The organism is Paenibacillus contaminans, from assembly GCF_003285015.1.
Lineage (GTDB): Bacteria > Bacillota > Bacilli > Paenibacillales > NBRC-103111 > Paenibacillus_V > Paenibacillus_V contaminans.
The window spans coordinates 267,111-286,745 of the sequence record NZ_QMFB01000003.1; the positions used below are offsets into that span (position 1 = coordinate 267,111).

Genomic DNA, 19,635 nt, shown 5'->3' on the forward strand with positions numbered 1-19,635 from the left:
TCACGGCGGTTACCGTGTACGCCGCCCATTTCCGGCAAAAACACAAACAACTCTAGCAGATTATCGCATAACATATCGTAAATGCTAGAAGGAGGGAGTGCATTGATTGATATAACGCAATGGTTATGGTTTATCGGAGGCGTTCTGTTTATTCTCGTTGCCGAAGGCGCTGTCTGGATGTACTGGCGGCAATTCGGTCCGGGCTCGATCCGCGATTACATTTCGAGAGATGAGGAGCCGAACGGTCCCTATAAAGTATTGGCCAAATTCAAAACGCCCGCGCAAAAGGTTGCCCTGATCGAGTATGAAGGCGATTATCACGTTTTCGCCGATGGAAGCGAAATGTTCAGCACGACGGCGGAGGACGACAAGTTCGCGGAAGCGATCGTTCATATTCCGGCTGCCGTTGCGGAGCTTCACGAACGTATTCTCATCATCGGCTCGGGAGGCGGGATTACGACCAGGGAAGCGCTCCGATATTCCGAAGTAACCGAAATCGTCGCCATCGACGTCGATCCTGCCATCATGCATATGGGAAAAACGCTGGAGCCGCTCGTCAAGTTTAACAAAGGCTCTTTGAATAATCCGAAGGTCCGGACGCGCATTCAAGACGGACGCGCTTATCTGGAACAAACGTCCGAAACTTGGGATGTTATCGTGATCGATCTGCCCGACCCTAGCAGGAGATACCCCGAGCTGCGGCGTTTGTTCAGCGTCGAGTTTTATCGCTTGCTCAAAACCCGCTTGGAGCCGGGCGGCGCGGTCGCCGTCGCATGCTCCGCCGCTTCCGAAATGCCGGAATATTTCCGCGCCATTCAAGCGACGCTCAAAGCCGCCGGTTTCCACGTCATCCCTTATCATTACGACTTCATCGTCGAGCTCGGCGTCGATTGGGGTTTTTGTCTCGCCACGGTTATGCCTGTCAACAAACGCGATATACGGCTAAAGCTGCCGGCCAAGCATTTAAGCAGACGCCGGATCGACGATATGCTGCGAATGCCCATATACTTTAAAACAAGATGGGATGACCGTAAAATCCAAACCGACGAAAATCATCTGCTTGCGGATCTCGTCGAAAAAGCCGGAGGATAAGCAGTCTGCTTGCTTGATCTGCCTCCGATTCGGTAAGAGACTCCGAGAAGCAAGGATAAACGGCTTCGCCATCCTAAACGCTTTCGAAGAAAGCGACTTCGTAAGCATACGCTTAAGGACAGGCGCGTTTACCGATGATAAATCAGGCTTAGGAATTTTGTGAATCATATAAATTCTGGCTGATATTTAAAAAAAGCCCGAAGTCTCCGCTTCACGCGGCAGACGGGCTTTTTTTACGATTAAGCATATGGCGGTTACTGCGGTTCGTCGGACGCGATATTTTGCAGATTCGCCCGATCCTCCTGAAGCTGCTCCTTCACCCGCTCTACAGGCTCCTGATTCGGCACCTTAAGCGCCTGCTGCAAGGCGTTCTCGGCCGTATCAAGGGAATTGTACGCCTCTTCGATCAGCTGCTCCGCAGGATGGGACTGCGCTTTCGTTACCGCGCTGTGCGCCGATTCCGCCGCATCCTGCGCCTGGGATATGCTGTTGCTCGACTGTAAGCTTGTAGGACCATATCTCGGCATAAGAAAAACCTCCTTAATCCGTAATGGAAGTGGTAAAGCCTGACCATTAGGATGGAGGTTATCGGCATTTTTTATGCACTGTGTCAGTAAAGACCGGCAGTTAGCGCCACAGCGGCTCACCTGCCGGAATGCTCGATCGTAACGCCCGATTTGGCTAACAGATCGCGTACAACGACACTCGCGGCAATCAAGCCGGCGACAGAAGGAACGAATGCGTTGCTTGAAGGCGGCTGCTGCGCTTTGCGGATTTCCGGCGCATTTTCCGGAACGATCTTATCCGTCACTTCTTTACGCGGCTTGATCGGCTCCTCCGTGGAAAATACGACCTTCACGCCTTTCGTAATCCCTTCTTTGCGAAGCTTCTGCCGGATGACGCGAGCCATCGGATCGACGCTTGTCTTGGAAATATCCGCTACCTGAAAACGCGTCGGATCCATCTTGTTCGCGGCTCCCATGCTGGAGACCAGCGGAATTTTGCGGCCGCGGCACTGTTTGATCAGATGAATTTTGTAGCTGATCGTGTCCGATGCGTCGACGACATAATCGAGCGGGTATTCGAACAGCTTCATGTAAGTTTCTTCCGTATAAAACATCCGTAACGCTATCGCTTCGCATTCCGGATTAATCTGTTGGATCCGGTCACGCATCAGCTCGGCCTTCGGCTGGCCGACGGTCGACAGAAGCGCATGAATTTGGCGGTTCACGTTCGTTATGTCGACGACATCCTTGTCGATCATGACGATACGGCCAACCCCCGAACGGGCAAGCGCCTCGGCCGCGAAGGAGCCGACGCCGCCGATCCCCAATACCGCCACCGTGCTGTTTTTCAAGGCGTCAAGACCTTCCTGGCCGATCGCCAGTTCATTGCGCGAAAATTGATGCAGCATACTGCGATTTCTCCCTCCTCGCCTTTCCTGCATGAACGTATAAAGGCGTTTATGTATCGAAATCTTGCCAAGGATAAACGGCTTCGCCGTCCTTTAAGGATAAGCGCGTTTACCGAGGTTTAGAGCCGCTCCCACGATATACTTTCTGATAAACCGAGCAAGCAATCGAGCTTGCCTAAGCGGCAAGCTCAATCCTTCCTATACGGCTCCGTACGATCGCAACACGGAATGGCTTATTTTGCTGCCGGCTCCTTCAGCGCCACGCGAATCGACAGCTGCTCGAGCTGTTTGTCGTCTACGGTTCCAGGAGCGTCCGTCAGCAAGCACGTCGCGCTTGCCGTTTTAGGGAACGCGATCGTTTCGCGCAAGTTGTTGCGCTTCGTGATCAGCATAACCAGACGGTCGAAGCCGAAAGCGATACCGCCATGCGGAGGCGTGCCGTACTCGAACGCTTCGAGCAGGAAGCCGAACTTCTCGTTCGCTTCTTCCTTGGAGAAGCCAAGCGCCTTGAACATTTGCTCCTGCATATCGCGTTTGTAAATACGCATCGAGCCGCCGCCTACCTCATATCCGTTCAGTACGAGGTCATATGCTTGTGCCCGTATTTTGCCCGGATCCGTGTCGAAATAATGCACGTCTTCGTCTTTCGGGCGGGTAAACGGATGGTGCTCCGCTACAAAACGCTTCTCTTCTTCGTCCCAGCCGAGCATCGGGAAATCGACGACCCAAGCGAACTTGAACTGCGACTCGTCGATAAGCCCAAGCTCGCGTCCGACCTTGAGACGCAGGTTGCCAAGCACGTCGGCTACAACCTTCTTGTTGTCGGCGGAGAACAGCAGCAAGTCGCCTTCGACGACGTTGAGACGCTCGGTCAGAGCCGCAATTTCCTCCGGCTTGAAAAACTTGACGATCGGACCGCGCCATTCGCCTTCCTTCACCGTAACCCACGCAAGCCCTTTGCCGCCGTAGCGGGCCGCGAACGGCTGCAGGTCGTCGAGCTCCTTGCGGCTCCAGTTCGCGCAGCCTTTGGCGTTGAGCACTTTAACTTGCCCACCGGCCGCCGCTACGTTCGCAAATACTTTTACATCGCTGCCCGCTACGATATCCGTAATCTCAACCAGCTCAAGCCCGAAACGCAGGTCCGGCTTGTCGGAGCCGTATTTGCCCATAGCGTCGGCATACGTAATACGCTGGAATGGACGCGGAATATCGACGTTAGCCGTCTGCTTGAACAAACGAACAGTAAGCTCTTCCATCAAGTCAAGAAGCTGATCCTGCGACAGGAAAGAGGTTTCAATGTCCACTTGCGTAAATTCCGGCTGACGGTCCGCACGCAAATCTTCGTCGCGGAAGCAGCGGGCGATTTGGTAGTAGCGTTCCATGCCGCCGACCATAAGCAGCTGCTTGAAAATTTGCGGTGATTGCGGAAGCGCGAAAAATTCGCCTGGGTGAACGCGGCTTGGCACGAGGTAATCACGTGCGCCTTCCGGCGTGCTTTTGGTCAAGATCGGCGTCTCAACCTCTACAAATTCGTTTTCGTCCAAGAAATCGCGGAATATTTTGGCCGCCTTGGAGCGAAGCATCAGCGTCTTTTGCATTTCCGGACGGCGCAGGTCGAGATAACGGTATTTCAGACGGAGCTGCTCGTCGATTTCGATGCCGTCTTCGATAAAGAACGGAGGCGTCTTGGCTGCGTTCAAAATTTCGATTTGCGTTACGCGCACCTCAATCTCGCCCGTTTCCAGGTTCGGATTGATCGTATCCGCTGAACGCTCGACCACTTTCCCCGTTACCGAAAGCACATATTCGTTACGCGCGCGGTCCGCAATCTCCAGCGCTTCCTGTGAAAAATCCGGGTTGAATACGATTTGAACAATGCCGCTGCGGTCGCGGAGATCGACGAACAATACGCCGCCGAAGTCGCGTCTTCTTTGCACCCACCCGTTCAGCGTTACCGTTTCTCCGATTTGCGACTTGCTCAATTGGCCGCAATGATGCGTTTTTAACAATGTCATTTTCAAGCTCCTCCTTCGTATAGTGAAAAGTATAATTATTGAATTTGAGCCGACTTGGCGCTGCGGATAAACGCAGGCAGTTCATTAAGCGGAACCGTCGTTTGCTCGCCGGTAGCCATCGTCTTGACCGTAATTTCGCCGCGAGCCAATTCGTCGTCTCCCAAAATAGCCACGAATGAAGCCTCGAAGCGGTCCGCCGCCTTCATTTGCGTTTTCATTTTGCGGCCGAGATAATCCTTCTCCGCCAGCACGCCCTCACGCCGCAGCTCATACAGGAGCGGCGCAACGACTTGCTCCGCCTGCTCGCCTAGCGCGATCATGTACAAATCAAGCGGCGTTTTGACAGGCAGCTCCACGTTCTGCGCTTGCAGAATGAGAAGGGTACGCTCCAGTCCGAGACCGAGGCCGATGCCCGGCTTATCCTGTCCGCCGATTTGCCCGACGAGACCGTTATAACGCCCGCCTGCCCCGATCGTATCGATCGCGCCGATCCCTGCCGCTTTGTATTCGAACACAGTATGCGTGTAATAATCCAATCCGCGTACAAGCTTCGTATTGATCGCGAACGGAATGTGCATCGCCGTTAAAATTTGCATCACTTTCTCGAAATGCGTGACACATTCCTCGTCGAGGTGCTCGAGCAGCGTCGGCGCCCCTTCAAAACGATGCTGGTCGACCTTGCAATCGAGAACGCGCAGCGGATTGCGCTCGATCCGGGATTGGCAATCCTTGCAAAGCGTTTCCTTCATCGGCATCAAGAACGCAAGCAGCTGCTCGCGGTATGCCGCACGGGAAGCCGGATTGCCGACCGAGTTGATTTCGACTGTCACATCCCGCAAGCCGAGCTCCGTGTAGAACGAATAACCAAGCGCGATAACTTCGGCATCGATGCTCGGATCGACGGAACCGATCGCTTCGACGCCGAACTGGTGAAGCTGGCGGTATCTGCCGGCTTGCGGCTGCTCGTAGCGGAACATCGGCCCGATATAATAAAGCTTGGCAACCTCCGGTTCCCCGTACAGCTTGTTTTCCGCGTAAGAGCGCACGACCCCCGCCGTCCCTTCCGGCCGGAGCGAAATACTGCGGTCTCCTTTGTCCAGGAAGGTGTACATCTCTTTCTCGACAATATCCGTCGTTTCTCCTACCCCGCGCTGAAACAGCTCCGTATGCTCGAAAATAGGGGTGCGAATTTCCTTGTAATTGTAGCGGCGGCACAAATCGCGCGCCTTGGCCTCGATGTACTGCCAGCTTTCGACGACACCGGGCAGTATGTCCTGCGTGCCCTTCGGCTTTTGAAAACTCATGCGTTTTGCTCCTTTCATTTCGTTCCCTGAACGCATCCTGTAGACGCAAAAAATCTCCCGCCCCTGTAAAACAGGGACGAGAGATCGTATCAGCAATCACCCGTGGTACCACCCACATTCGGATGCATGGAGGAAAAAACCGTCCGTGTATCCGCACTCGATGCGGTTAACGCCCGCCTGCGCATTGCCGCTAGTTCGTGACCGCCCTTTGCGCTTGCAAGGGCCCCAGGTTCGCGGTATGTCCTCCGGGAGGTCTGTTCATCCGGTCGGCATTCGGGAAGCTTGCAGCCTAAGGCTTCCTTCTCTGGAGAAGCGAATTCGGATTACTTTGTCCCATCAACGGATCATAAATGGTATAAATTATTATTGATTGTAATATCACTGCCCGCTAAAGTCAAGCGGCCTCCGTCATATACGGGTTATTCGGTTTCAAATCCGTTATAGGAGTATGCGATTTTATCCCATAAAACGATGTCGCCGCCGCCCCATGTATGCTCATTCGCCTGTCCTACAAGCCAGCTTTTGCCTTCCTCGCCGTCTAGAATCCGAATCGGGTAGCTTTCATCGTAAGTAAGCTCCCATTTCCCTTCATACAGCTTTTTGTCCCAATTGCTAGCCCATTTATAGGTCCCGTCCTCATTAAGCAAGAGGTAGCTCTCGAGATTATAGCCCGGCGTAGCCGTGCCCTTTTCGTAATCGACCGCACCCGGAATGCGCAGCTCGAAAATTTTGTTCAGGAAAAATTGTACGCCAGGCTCGGACGATTCGCTCCCCGAAACATTTCCGTTATCCGATTGCGGCGGCTGGCCTCCCGTAATCGTGATCGTCTTGGTCGAATCGTCAAAATCGACATGCAAGCCGAAGTTTTCATTGATGAACCGGAGAGGAACCATCGTTCGCTCGCCTACGATCGTCGGCGGTACGGCCAGCGATGCGTCTTTTCCGTCGACCTTGGCGGTCGTGTTGTCTATCCACATTTCGATCTTCCGTCCGCCTAGCTTCAACGTAATTTTCCATTCCGTTCCGTCCCAGTCGAGCGTCGAGCCGAGCGAATCGGAGATGAAGCGGATCGGGACGACCGTACTGCCTCCCAGCAGCATAGGAGCCACGTCAAGCTCGACCGGCTTCCCGTTGACGAACGCTTTTTTATTATCGAGCTGCAGGACGATTTTATTATCCGTTCCGGAATGCGAGATTTCGACGATAAACGGAACCGATTTTCCTATCACTTTTCCTGCCGCATTGTAAGCATGCCAATAATACGAGTAAGTATGTCCTGGCTGGACGAACGTATCCAAATGCTCCGGCTTCGTCAGCTTAAAATCGTTCACTTTCACCCAAGAGCCGCCGTTCTCGGAACGGTACAAATCCCAGGCGACATCGCCTTCCTCCTGTAGGATTGTCAGCAGCGCGCCTTCCGGATCGTATTCCATCCGATAAATCTTATAGGAATCCGAGATTGGGACAGGGGGCTTCCATTCTCCGGCCGTTCCGCCGCCTCGGCTTCCGCTTGTAGGAGAAGGCTTCGGTGTCGGAGCTGCAGTCTGCTTAGGCGTTGTGGCCGGCGTCGGCGCCGGTGCTGCTTTCGTTTCAAGCACATAAGAAAATGTCGCCATTTTCGTATTAATCCGGTCGATCCGCAGTTTGGCATAAGAACCGTCATGCAAAGATAAGAAGTAGACGGAGCCTTGCTTGACCGGCGCATGATCGCTCAGTTTCAGAGGAACGGCGGTCGTTTTTTTATCAAGCTCTTCTTTAAGCTCGGAAATACCGTTTGCCCCGATATCGTTGAACGTATTGATGACAAAATCGGCCGTATCCGGGTCCTCCGTAAACGCTCCTTCACTAAACGAATATCCGCCTTTCGACATCGGATCATTGATGATGAGCGCGCCGTACGTCAATTCCGAATACGTTCCCGTCTTCACTTCTCCCCATGTAATTTCTTCGGTTTTGGCTCCGGCTGAAGCTACACCGACCAGTAGGAAGATCAAGCTGAATATCGCTGCCGCCAAAATTTTTTTTGTCATTCCGGTTTCTCCCCAATCATCCTATAAGTGCATGCATTCGCTCATCGAAGAACGCATCACTTACATTACCACAGGGGATCTTACAAACATCTTACAAGCGTTGATGACCTTATAAAGAAAAAAAGCCTACAAATAAGCTTGTAGGCTCTAAAAGTTATATATTTTAAAAGGGGGTCGACTTTTATTATAGGCAAGTAACATTAATGAATGATGATAAACAGATTACAGTTTCATTACAAAAAATAAAGCGCTTTATCCTACGTAACGCATCTTCTAATCTTTCATACCGCGCATATAGTTTTAGCACAAGGGACAATCCCTTGAAAACTAGAAACGGAGTGATCGACATGATTCATGACGACCTGTTTGAAGAAACGAGCGAAAACGCAGCTGCCGGCGAGGAGGTACTTTTCATTCGTCCGGATAGCGATTCCGATGACGAAGACAGCCCCGCTGACGAAAGCAGCGAGGATTCCGCCGAGGAAGACGGAGAAACATCCGAAAGCGAGGATTCCGCTGAAGAAGCCGTGGATGAAGCAGCCGAAGAAGAAGCTGCAGAAGCAGATGACGAGCAAGCTTCCGAGGCAGAGCAAACCGACGACGCCGGCGAAAGCGACGACCAAGACGCATAAAGTCCGGTATGACGCATCGAATTCAAGCAGTCAGCAAAATCGCTTCCAGTTTTGGATTCCCCCTTTTCTCCTCTTGCCGTAACAAAGCTTACGAACCGTATCGCAACCGGAAACTTTAAACTGCGAGTTTCTAAATGACGCTTATCGGCATCGAACAGGTTTCATCCCTAATCCTCTTATCGAGTAAACAAAAGCCATCCTTAAAGAGAATCCCTCCTTAAGAATGGCTTTTGCGTATGGCTAGAACCGGTAACCGAAGCTTTCCATCGTATCCTTCAGCAGCATATAAACTTCCCCATAGGTCAGTTTTTTCTGGTCCGCGATCATAGCGATCGTTTCCTTCGAAAGCAGCTTTTTGGTCTGCAGCTCGGCAACCGCCTTATCCGCAGCTACGTTGAGTCCGACCGCTTTGGTAATCGAATAGGCGGCCTGCGTCAAGGTTAACGGCTCCGTTTTGGCGTCTCCTTTAACTACGGCAAGCGCATCGTTCGGATTGCCTTTCATATAGTTCGTGCCTTTAGCCGTAACAATCTTCTTGATCGCATTCAATTGATTGACGATCCGCTGCGGATTGGCCTCTTTATCGAGCTCGAAATCGATCCCTTTCTCGCCCCGACCCGCTGCGAGATTGAAGTAGATGGCCATTTTCAGCCCCGGATACGTCTTATGCGACATATATGGCGGATTTTGCTTCAGCGTGTACGGCTTAATATCCATTCCTTGCTTGTTGAGCGCGTCTTGAAGCTTTGCGATAAGTTCTTTCGACTCCGCCAGCTTACGGAATGTAAGCTTGTTGTCAATCGCAAGCTTCGAAGCTGCGCCTGCAGCCTCGCCTTCGGCCATTCCCGTCGGAATGACGCGCGCCGAGCCGTGCGGAAGCGTATCGTAGCTCGCGCTTCTGCCTACGACAAGCAGGCCGTCTACCTGCTGCGGCACTATGCTGCGGAAAGGTATCGCATATTTGATCGGCTTCATCACTTCTTGTCCGTTATCCTTCGGACCTGTACGCTGAATGTCGACCGTGTACGAGCCGAAGCCGATCCGGTCCCATTGATCGCGGTTGTCCAGAACATCGATCATGGTCAGCCTGTACATGCCCTGCATATGGCGTGTTTCGCGAACATACAGCTCCGGCGCCAGATCGTGAATGTCGACCTCGACATTCGCGAATTCCGGGTAGTTCTTTTTGAAGAAATCGATAATGTTCGGCAGCTCGCTTTTGGCAAGCTCGTACGCTTCCGTGCGGGATTTCGGGTCCGCGCCGTCAATGCCGAAAATTTGAATCATATTGAGCAAGGCCGTATCGTCGTTCTGGCGCCCGATATTCGGACCGCGGACGCGCACTCTTTCTTTGTTTACCGGCTCGTATTTGCTGTTGAAGTCGACATAGCCCCAAGCGGAGCGTTCGTCCGAGCCCGTACCCGGAAGGCCGTCATTATCCAAATACTTGCGGATTTTTTGCCATACGTCGGCATCGACGTTTTTCATGCGGAATACGACCGTTACGGCCATTTTCGTTTCCTTATCCCCTAAATCCTCGCGCCCGATCGTAAAAGGAACACCTGCCGCAGCGGCGATATCCGCATCTTGCGTGGCGTCTATCACTGTAGGAGCCTTCACTTCGTAAGCTTTTCCATCCTCCGTAGTCAGCGAAATGCCCTCTACAAGGTCGGAATCCGTGCCTTTCTTGACGATCGGCGCCATCGACTTCGTTTGAAGCAGCACATCGATATTCGGCTCGTTGCCTACCAGCTTATGAAAAGCGTTCGTGGCCGTCGTTACATCGAAGGACGTTCCTTCAAGCATATCGTAAAATTCCTGAAAAATACCCTTATTCAGCAGCGGCACCTTAGTGCCCGGAATATAGCTTTGCTCGGTATCCTGATTTAAATCGATTGTATTCAACCAGCCTAGCGTCATAAGTCCGCCTAATATTTCACGGTCCCGCCCGTCGACCAGCAGCGTCTTAAGTCCGTTACGGGCCGCGGAAACGGCCGCAGCGACGCCTTCCGGATCGGTTCCGACGACAATCGTATCGTAGCTGTCTTTGGGCTTCGATACGGTCTTAATCGGGTTAAGCGCCTGGGGATCCGGCGTCTCGTTGACGAGGCCCCCTCCATACTTCTCTTTATAGTAGAGCACCGGGGCTCCCGCCCCTAGCAGAATGATGAACGATAATGCAAGTATGACCCATTTGTTGCGCAGCATTCTTCCATTACTCTCCTTTACTTCAGGACGGCGTTCCTGTACGCTTCGTCCAGCAGCTTCTGTTTTTTGCGGATAGATTCCTTCTTGAATTCTCGACCGTTTCGGTCACCGTATGATGGCGGCCGATCGCGTCCGGTGTTGCCTGGGTAGAGCTTTGCAGATTGATGATGTACCTGTCGACCTTTCATTTCTTCAAAACTTCGATTTTATCCGGTGTGATCGTACGACTTCCTTGTCCAAATGAAACAAATCCGGAATGACCTCCAGCTGGCGTTCGGCTATTTCCGTCACGAGCCGAACTTTGGCGCCGTTGACCAAATATGGCTCTCGCAATGCCATCCTTGTTTCCCCTGCGCTTTGTTTACGCAGCAAATAGTGCACAAGTTTCGTCGGACTAACGAGGTCATCGGTCCCCAGGACTGTTCGATGCCCTTTGCCTCCTGCAGCATCTTGAGCATCGCATAACCTACGGTTCGCTTGACGACGTACCGTTCGGATTCCCCTCCGCCCTATTCGAGCGTCCGGCGGTGCGATCCAGCCATATTCACCCGCTGTGAGCTGCGAAAAACGCTCCGTTAACGGTCGCTTCGCCATTCTCCTTCACGACTTCCAGATTCAGCGCATAATCCCTATGCTCCGGATAGGGCTGCTCCGTCTTGTAAACTTCTACCTCTTGAAAGCAATCGGATCAAGCCGGTTTTGCAGCAACCTGCCGGCCGCTATCCCTTAGTTTACCACATTTGCGAAGCAGAAAGGAATGGCTGCGACGTGCGGCCTCTTTCCGGCACCGGTGAAAACCCGCCCATTCGGTCACATTTGCCGGCGCAGGAAACTAGCGTAAACGGCTTCCTTGTTTTCAAAATACACGAATAGAGCTGAATGAAAAAGAGCTTTCCCTAAGGAAAGCTCGCTATACGTTTGATTATCTTCTTTAAAACATTTGCCTGCGCTTATCGGTTAGCGCGGCGTCTTGCGCGGCACATAGCGCTGCTGATCGGCATGAAGCGGACTGAAGGCGGCGAATTCCGTATCCGCCGTTAGCGGCACGGAAGCGATCGCTTCATGAAATCCGCTTGATTGCAGACGGTTCGCGCAGTCGATGACGACTTTTTGCTTGACGGATTGGCGCATCGTTCGGGCAAACTCCCTTTCGACAACAGGTTTTTGCCAATAGTTTTGCCTCATTCCGCCCGCTTTAACCGCAGCATCGCCATATAAATCACGCCTTACTTTCGACGATCAAGGTAACCGGACCCCAGTTCGTAAACGAAACGTCCATCATCGCGCCGAATTTCCCTGTTTCAACCACTAGCCCCTGCTCGCGAAGAAGCATGTTGAACTTCTCGTACAAGGGTTCCGCAAGGTCCGGCTTAGCCGCTGCCATAAAATTCGGACGTCTGCCCTTTCGGCAGTCTCCATACAGCGTAAACTGGGATATGGAAAGAATTTGACCGCCCGTTTCAAGAACGGAAAGATTCATTTTGCCTTCTTCATCTTCAAAAATCCGCAATCCCGCAATTTTCTCTGCGAGAAATTTGGTATCTTGCTCCGTATCCTCGTGCGTGACGCCGACCAGCAGTACCAAACCTCGTTCGATACGCCCCACAATTTCGCCGTTTACGGCAACTTGAGCTTTTTTGCTTCGTTGTACGACAACCTTCACCTGTGCGAACCTCGTTTCTGCCTAGAACGTTCTCGCAGCGGAGCTTGAACGCCCGCCCCGCCGCCGGAATTAAGTTTGCATGATGCGCTGAACGGAATACACGTCCTTCAGCCGCTTGATTTTATCGACGACCGATTGCAAATGATCGATGTTGCGGATCAAAATCGTCATATGAATCATCGCCATTTTGTTTTTGTCCGAACGGCCGGAAACGGCGGAAATAACCGTCTTGCTTTCGGATACGACCTGCAGCACCTCGTTCAGAAGCCCGCGCCGGTCATGCCCGGTAATTTCGATCTCGACGCTGTAGTTCGCTTCCACGGAGTCGACCCATTCGACCTCGATGACGCGGTTCCCTTCTTCGCCCTCGCTCATGAGCGGAATGTTCGTGCAATCCTGCCTGTGGATCGATACGCCGCGGCCTCTTGTAATATATCCGGTGATGTTGTCTCCAGGCACGGGATTGCAGCAGCGTGCGAACCGAACGAGCAAATTTTCAACGCCTTTGACCTGCACGCCGTGGGTAGGACGGCTTTTTCTTTCCTTCTCGGGAGCGGACTTCAAATCTTTCACTTCGCTCGTCAGCTCGAGAGGGTACTCCGCCTGCTCTTTACGCAGCTTGTCGGTCAAGCGCGTGCAAATCTGTGCGGCCGTTATACCGCCGAAACCGACAGCCGAGAGCATATCTTCAATGTCGTTGAAATTGAATTTGCCTGCCACCTCAAGCATATTCTCATCGGTCATAACGGCGGACGGCTCGATGGCAAGACGCCTCAGCTCGCGCTCGATCGAGTCCTTGCCTTTGGCTACATTTTCCTCGCGGCGTTCCTTTTTGAACCACTGCTTGATTTTGGTCCGCGCGTGCGACGATTGAGCCAGCTTAATCCAGTCCTGGCTCGGTCCGTAAGAGTGCTTGGACGTTAAAATTTCGACGATATCGCCTGTTTTGAGCTTATAGTCGAGCGGTACGATACGCCCGTTCACCTTGGCGCCGATCGTCCGGTTGCCGACCTCGGTATGGATTCGGTATGCAAAATCCAGCGGGACGGAGCCTGCAGGCAGCTCGATGACTTCGCCCTTCGGCGTAAAGACGAAAACGAGGTCCGTAAAGAAATCCATTTTGAGCGATTCTACGAATTCGGAGGCGTCGCGGGCTTCGTGCTGAAGCTCCAAAATTTCGCGGAAGAGCGACATCTTGTTCTCGAATTTCCCACCCGGAACGACCAGGCCTTCCTTATACGCCCAGTGGGCGGCGATCCCGTATTCGGACGTTTTGTGCATTTCCCACGTCCGGATTTGCACCTCGAGCGGCTCTCCGTTAGGCCCGATCACCGTCGTATGAAGCGACTGGTACATGTTTGCCTTCGGCATGGCGATATAGTCTTTGAAACGGCCCGGCATCGGCTTCCATAACGTATGAATAATGCCCAGCGTCGCGTAGCAATCCTTAATATTGTCGACGATGACGCGGATCGCCAGCAGGTCGTAAATCTCGTTGAACTGCTTGTTGCGCGCCGTCATTTTCTTATAAATGCTGTATATATGCTTGGGCCGCCCGGAAATATCCCCGTCGATGCCCATTTCCGACATTTTTTCGTTGATGCTCGAAATGACGTCCTGAATAAACTGCTCGCGCTCGGCGCGTTTTTTCTGCATGAGGTTTACGATACGATAATATTGCTGCGGATTCAAATAGCGGAGGGCGATGTCTTCCATCTCCCATTTGATCGCGGAAATCCCGAGCCTATGGGCAATCGGGCAAAATATTTCGAGCGTTTCGTCGGCGATGCGGCGCTGGCTTTCTTCCGACTGATATTTGAGCGTGCGCATATTGTGAAGGCGATCCGCCAGCTTGATCAAAATGACGCGAATATCCTGCGCCATGGCGACGAACATTTTACGATAATTTTCGTTCTGCTGTTCTTCCTTGGTCTTGAACCGGATCTTCTCCAGCTTCGTCAGGCCGTCAACGAGCATCGCGCACGTTTCGCCGAAATGCTGCAGCACAACTTCCAGCGACACGGTCGTATCTTCCACGACATCGTGAAGCAGAGCCGCCATAATCGACGTCACGTCCATTTGCATGTTCACCAATATGTCGGCAACCGCAAGCGGATGCAAAATATACGGCTCCCCGGACTTCCGCACCTGGCCGAGATGCGCCTTATCGGCAAACTCGTATGCTTCCCTGATTTTCTCAAGGTCGCTTTCCTTCATGTAAGTTGACGCTTTCTCCATTAATTGCTCGATGCTCATTGCCCGGTCCTTTCCGTTCTAACGATATTGAATCCATTATGCCGCTCTAGCGCCGCTACGTCAAGAATCGGGTTAATTCGACCTGACAGGTCTTCCCAAGGACTCCCTAGCCTTGTCCACTTCAAAGGGGCTTTTAAAGATTTCCTACCCCTTCTAGAAGCATCCCCAAACCCTAAAGGGCTTTCCGCCCCCTCCTAAATACTCCCCTTCCACAGCGCTTCGATACGAGTCAACCTAGTCGATGCGCTAAGGGGAGGACCCCATAGGGCCTGCCCTCTGGACTCCCGAACTCAACACGTGCATGCCCACTATTGTGGTTCTTCGATGTTACTACTCCATTTGTACCTCTTTTCCTCTTCATGCTGCCTACCGCATCATAATGGATACGCTTACTTTCACTCAACCAAAACAAACCAGGGGCCTCGCCCCTGGTTCCTTGAGCTCAAAGTAACCGTCCTTTGACTCTCAAATTCAACACGGCATGTCCACAATGAATCTTCGAGGGTTAACTTGTGAATCCAGGGGCTGGGTCTGATCGACAAGGTCGAGCATGTATTTTTAATCACAGAAGTGGAGCGTGTCCGAAGGACGAAAAGCGGGGAGACGGTGGGTAGAAACATCAAGGAGCTGGCGTTGAGTATTTACTCGTGTTTGTTTGCGGGTATCCAAAGGGCGGCAGCCCTTTGGGGTCCTCCCCTTGGAAGGGGAGGATTTAGGAGGGGTCGGAAATCCTTTTAAGATTGTAAAGAGATTTGTAAAGGGGATGACGTACTAGGGGAAGCCCCTAGTACGTCACCAGCGATACGACATCAAGTCCGTTCAGCTTCTCCCGGCCGTTCAAGTACGACAACTCGATCAGGAACGAAGCGCCGACGATTTCGCCGCCAAGCTGGTTGATCAGGTTGATCGAGGTCGCGATCGTGCCGCCGGTCGCGAGCAGATCGTCGGCGATCAGCACCTTTTGGCCAGGCTGGATCGCATCGCGATGCATCGCCAGTTTGTCTTTGCCGTACTCGAGCGAATACGAGGCCTCGATGCAATCGCCCGGCAGTTTGCCGCTTTTGCGGATCGGCACGAACCCGACGCCCAGAGCAAGAGCAAGCGGAGCGCCGATAACGAAGCCGCGCGCTTCAGGGCCTGCGATAAGATCGATCTCTTTTTCCTTCACCATATCGCGAAGCGCGTCGATGGCGGCCCGGTAGGCTTCCCCGTTCTTCAACAGTGTCGTGATGTCCTTAAAACGGATGCCCGGCTGCGGAAAATCCGGGACTACGCGAATATAGTCTTTGAAATTCATATAACTTCCTCCAATGGGTTCGTATTCGGTATGAGAAGCTCCCGCACCCAATCGCTCATTTCCTGGGACGACGAATACAGAAGCGCCTGATCGATTTGCTCGCGGTGTATCTTATCCTGATAAACGGCCGATTCCGACAAATCTTTTTTGCCGGGAGACGCGACCATGCGAATGCCCTTATCCGTCCGTTCAATAAAACCAAGCTCCGTGAAAACGTCCACGATAAATCGTATCGCCGGCACCGGCAGTCCCGACCTTTTGCTGAACGCGGCAAGCAGCTGGGCATCGTACGATTCGAATCCTCCCTGACGCTGGATGACGCCATACACCTGCTTGAACATATCGCGTGACGGAAGGGTCGAAACCGCGTCAGGCTCGGGATCCCGGAATACGGCAAAAATCCTTTCCGCTTGCTCGGCAGCTGCAAGCGAGAGGCGCAGCTGTTCGATACGCTTCGGCATGTCGAACAAAATCAGATCCGTCATCTCCTCGTAAGCACCGGAGTTCGAATCGCTTCCTGAGGCGTAAGTCAACGTCCCGCCGCGGGATACTCGCCAAACCGACGCATCCGGCGCCAAGCCGGCGGGAATGGCGGAATCGCCGAACAGAACGATGCCGAGTTTACGGCTGCTTCCGCTTCTGGGCAGCGCCTGCAAAGCGCTGCTCAGATCGGCAACCTTTCGTTTCAGATCGCCGCCGCGCCAATCGAACAACTGCTTCTCCAAAATCCGGATATCCTGCACGACGATCTGCGGCTTACGCACGCCGTTCCATTCATTGATCGACAGCTCCCCTACGACATCGAGCCGGGCTGCAGAAGAAATCAATTCCGCAAACGCACCGCGGCCGAAGCTGATCGCTTCAACGGAACAGGCGGTTTCCTCAATCGTCTGATGCAATTGGAGCTTCAAATGCTGCTGCTCCCTGCCCATCTTCTTCTTATCGCCGACCGAAAGCCCCGTGAAGACGAATTTTGGCGTCGGATTGCCCATGCCGAACGGCGCTAGCCGGTTCAACTGGCGTATCGTTTCGAGCGGCATTTCCGCTATCGTGCATGCGGCATCCGCCTGAATGATCGGCGAATAGTCTTCTGCAGTCAGCCGCTCCGCTGCGATAGCCTGCAGTCTATGCCGCAGTTCGGCGATCTTGCCGCCGCTCAGCGACATGCCTGCGGCTGCTTGATGGCCGCCGAAATGATCGAACAAGTCGGCGCACTGCGACAACGCCCGGTAAATATCGAAGCCGGCGATGGAGCGAGCCGAGCCTTTGGCTATGCCGGTCTCGGGATCGATGCCGAGTATAATCGTCGGCCTATACCATTTTTCCAGCACCTTCGAAGCGACGATGCCGATGACCCCGACATTCCAACCTTCTTTCGCAAGCACGATCACGTTCGGATTATCAGCCGAACTTTCCTCCAAAAGCTCCAATGCTTCTTTCACCATTTCCTCGACGATGCGCTGCCGCTCTTTGTTAAGCACGTCAAGACCGTCCGCCAGCAGCTGCGCCTCATGCTCATCGGTCGAGACCAGCAATCGGACGGCTTCGTCCGCACTCTCCAGTCTCCCTCCGGCGTTTATTCTCGGTGCCATGGAAAAACCGACATGGGTGGCGTTTACCTGGGCAGGGTCGATTCCAGCCGTAGCCAGAAGCGCCCGGATGCCGGCGTATGCGGAATCCTGCATGCGGGCTAGCCCGAGCTTGACGATAATCCTGTTCTCGTCGACAAGGGGCATCAAATCCGCTATCGTGCCGATCGCAGCCATCTCCAGCAATTCCTCGGGAAAACGGCCCAACAGCGCATGCGCGAGCTTGAAAGCGACGCCTACTCCGGCCAGCTGCTTGAACGGATAGGGGCAGCCCGGCTTTTTCGGGTTGATGACCGCGATGCATGACGGCAGAAGCTCAGGCGGCTCATGATGATCCGTCACGATAACATCGAGACCGATTTCCGATGCGAATGCGATTTCCTCTCTTGCGCTGATGCCGGTGTCAACCGTAATAAGCAGGGAAATCCCCTGCTCCTTGGCAAGCGCAAGCGCAGCTTTGTTCAAGCCGTACCCTTCTTGAACGCGATGCGGTATGTACGAGTCGTGAATCGCCCCCGCCTGCCGCAGCAGCCACACCATGAGCGATGTGCTGCTGACACCGTCGGCATCGTAATCGCCGTAAACGCGAATTTTCTCCCCTGCGGCAATCGCCGCCCGGATTCGGGCTATCGCAGCCTCCATTCCGTCCAAAAGAAAAGGATCATGTACATGATCCGCGCTTGCCTGCAGAAAAAGCTTCGCCTGTTCTACGGTATCGATTCCGCGTACGACCAGCAGCTTGGCGATGAGCGGCTCAAGCTTTAGAGCTTCCGCCAATTGCCCTGCCGTACTTTCGTCGTTCTCGCTGATTTGCCATCTGGCTTTTGCATGAAGCATATGGTAACCAAACCTCCTAAATCCCCCTTCGTTAAAAATGAGACATTCTTAACGAAGGAGGATTCCTTTTCAAGCGGTATCCGATTAGGGCATGTCTGATGACTCCGAGGGGACCAGATTTTGCCGAATTTTCGTTCCATGCAAGGCGCGTTTGGGAAGGCGTACCGGGGGTCGGCCTTCGCAAACGGAACGAAGCAGGGGGCGAAAAGGCGGTGAAAGATGACCCTGAGTGGGTTTTCAGACATGCCCTAAGGACAACATTGTTTTATTAGTGCAACAGCGACGGAAAATCGTCATGATCGGGATCCACGTTCGCTTTGTACGGATAGCCCGGGTCGTAAGGATTGACATGGATGAAAACGTCGGACACATGAATAAATCGTTTCATTAGCTGCTGCTTAACCGCTTTCCCGATATCATGTCCTTCCATAACCGATATTCGCGGATTGACGCTTATTTTCACATCTACGACAACATAATGGCCGTGCTCCCGGGCACGCAGATTATCGACTGCAATGACCCCTTTGACACGTTGGACGGTCTTCACGAGCTCTTCCGCATCTTCTTTGTGAAGAACGTGATCCATCGTCGCATGAATCGATTCCCTTATTAACTTGTAGCCGGTACGAAGCACGAGGAAGGCGACGAAAAGTCCTGCCAGCGGATCCATATAGTAAAGGATCGGCATCTCAAATGCGCTGCCCATGCGGGCGCCGAATACGCCTGCAAATACGGCCAGCGACGAATAAACGTCCGTACGATGGTCCCATGCGCTTGCAATTAGCGCTTGGCTGTTAAGCTGCTTCCCGAGCCGGTAATTGTAACGGTACAACAGCTCCTTCACGACGATCGCCGCTATTATCGCGGCAAGCGCGAACCATTCCGGAGGGCTCTCGATACCCGAAATCATCGTCTTTATCGAGCTGATGCCGATTTCAAAGCCGACCAGCAGCACCAATACGGAGACGACAATCGCAGCGATCGTTTCCGCTTTGCCATGCCCGTAAGGATGATCTTCATCCGGAGGTAGCTTCGCTGCGCGAAAGCCGAACAAAACGGCGACGGAGCCGACGACGTCGGTCGCCGAATTGGCCGCATCGGCCAATAGCGCTTTACTGTTCGCCAGCCAGCCGACGACCCCCTTCATTATCGCCAACAGCAGGTTGGCAACGATGCCGACCCATGCGGCAAACTCCGCTTTGACAAAACGCTGTTCAGACAACTAGGCCACTCCTCATTTCAAAAAGGTGATGAAACAAACGCCGCGAAAACTTGCCTTTCGCGGCGCACGGAAATGG

At 53.2% G+C, this 19,635-nt stretch carries 15 protein-coding genes; 2 read left to right on the plus strand and 13 right to left on the minus strand.

Annotated elements, in window-relative coordinates:
* Window positions 1–102 precede the first annotated feature (102 nt).
* Entirely contained in the window at window positions 103–1,092 is a 990-nt protein-coding gene (locus DQG23_RS07720) for a spermidine synthase (RefSeq protein ID WP_238177795.1), read from the plus strand.
* Window positions 1,093–1,346: 254 nt separating this feature from the next.
* On the opposite strand, the gene DQG23_RS07725 is transcribed toward DQG23_RS07720, so the two are convergent.
* The 5 genes from DQG23_RS07725 to DQG23_RS07745 form a co-directional block, all read right to left on the minus strand.
* Window positions 1,347–1,619: a hypothetical protein gene (locus DQG23_RS07725; protein WP_113030240.1), complete on the minus strand. Its 273-nt coding sequence runs from the start codon at window positions 1,617–1,619 to the stop codon at window positions 1,347–1,349.
* A 116-nt stretch (window positions 1,620–1,735) separates the two neighbouring features.
* Entirely contained in the window at window positions 1,736–2,506 is a 771-nt protein-coding gene (locus tag DQG23_RS07730; RefSeq protein ID WP_113030241.1) for a tRNA threonylcarbamoyladenosine dehydratase, read from the minus strand.
* A gap of 233 nt (window positions 2,507–2,739) precedes the next feature.
* Window positions 2,740–4,521, minus strand: a complete 1,782-nt coding sequence (aspS, locus tag DQG23_RS07735) for an aspartate--tRNA ligase (RefSeq protein WP_113030242.1) — start codon at window positions 4,519–4,521, stop codon at window positions 2,740–2,742.
* A 35-nt stretch (window positions 4,522–4,556) separates the two neighbouring features.
* Entirely contained in the window at window positions 4,557–5,825 is a 1,269-nt protein-coding gene (gene hisS / locus DQG23_RS07740) for a histidine--tRNA ligase (protein WP_113030243.1), read from the minus strand.
* 419 nt (window positions 5,826–6,244) lie between these two features.
* On the minus strand, window positions 6,245–7,855 hold the full coding sequence (locus DQG23_RS07745) for a copper amine oxidase N-terminal domain-containing protein (protein ID WP_113030244.1): 1,611 nt from the start codon (window positions 7,853–7,855) through the stop codon (window positions 6,245–6,247).
* A 203-nt stretch (window positions 7,856–8,058) separates the two neighbouring features.
* Here DQG23_RS07745 and DQG23_RS07750 point away from each other — a divergent pair, with 203 nt between their 5' ends.
* Window positions 8,059–8,487, plus strand: a complete 429-nt coding sequence (locus tag DQG23_RS07750) for a hypothetical protein (protein ID WP_146762263.1) — start codon at window positions 8,059–8,061, stop codon at window positions 8,485–8,487.
* A 240-nt stretch (window positions 8,488–8,727) separates the two neighbouring features.
* On the opposite strand, the gene DQG23_RS07755 is transcribed toward DQG23_RS07750, so the two are convergent.
* The 8 genes from DQG23_RS07755 to DQG23_RS07785 form a co-directional block, all read right to left on the minus strand.
* Window positions 8,728–10,695, minus strand: coding sequence for an FAD-dependent oxidoreductase (locus DQG23_RS07755; protein ID WP_113030246.1), 1,968 nt, complete (start codon window positions 10,693–10,695; stop codon window positions 8,728–8,730).
* Between the two features lie 192 nt (window positions 10,696–10,887).
* Window positions 10,888–11,034, minus strand: coding sequence for a hypothetical protein (locus DQG23_RS42060; protein ID WP_158560348.1), 147 nt, complete (start codon window positions 11,032–11,034; stop codon window positions 10,888–10,890).
* A 618-nt stretch (window positions 11,035–11,652) separates the two neighbouring features.
* Window positions 11,653–11,880, minus strand: a complete 228-nt coding sequence (locus tag DQG23_RS07760; protein ID WP_113030247.1) for a hypothetical protein — start codon at window positions 11,878–11,880, stop codon at window positions 11,653–11,655.
* 34 nt (window positions 11,881–11,914) lie between these two features.
* On the minus strand, window positions 11,915–12,358 hold the full coding sequence (gene dtd / locus DQG23_RS07765; RefSeq protein ID WP_113030248.1) for a D-aminoacyl-tRNA deacylase: 444 nt from the start codon (window positions 12,356–12,358) through the stop codon (window positions 11,915–11,917).
* A gap of 69 nt (window positions 12,359–12,427) precedes the next feature.
* The gene (locus DQG23_RS07770) at window positions 12,428–14,614 is read right to left on the minus strand and encodes a RelA/SpoT family protein (protein WP_113030249.1); all 2,187 of its coding nucleotides are present in this window, start codon (window positions 14,612–14,614) and stop codon (window positions 12,428–12,430) included.
* Window positions 14,615–15,398: 784 nt separating this feature from the next.
* Window positions 15,399–15,911, minus strand: coding sequence for an adenine phosphoribosyltransferase (locus DQG23_RS07775; RefSeq protein WP_113030250.1), 513 nt, complete (start codon window positions 15,909–15,911; stop codon window positions 15,399–15,401).
* Window positions 15,908–18,337, minus strand: a complete 2,430-nt coding sequence (gene recJ, locus DQG23_RS07780; RefSeq protein ID WP_113030251.1) for a single-stranded-DNA-specific exonuclease RecJ — start codon at window positions 18,335–18,337, stop codon at window positions 15,908–15,910. Before recJ ends, DQG23_RS07775 begins: the two co-directional genes overlap by 4 nt.
* Before the next feature lie 268 nt (window positions 18,338–18,605).
* On the minus strand, window positions 18,606–19,559 hold the full coding sequence (locus DQG23_RS07785; protein ID WP_113030252.1) for a cation diffusion facilitator family transporter: 954 nt from the start codon (window positions 19,557–19,559) through the stop codon (window positions 18,606–18,608).
* Window positions 19,560–19,635: the final 76 nt, after the last annotated feature.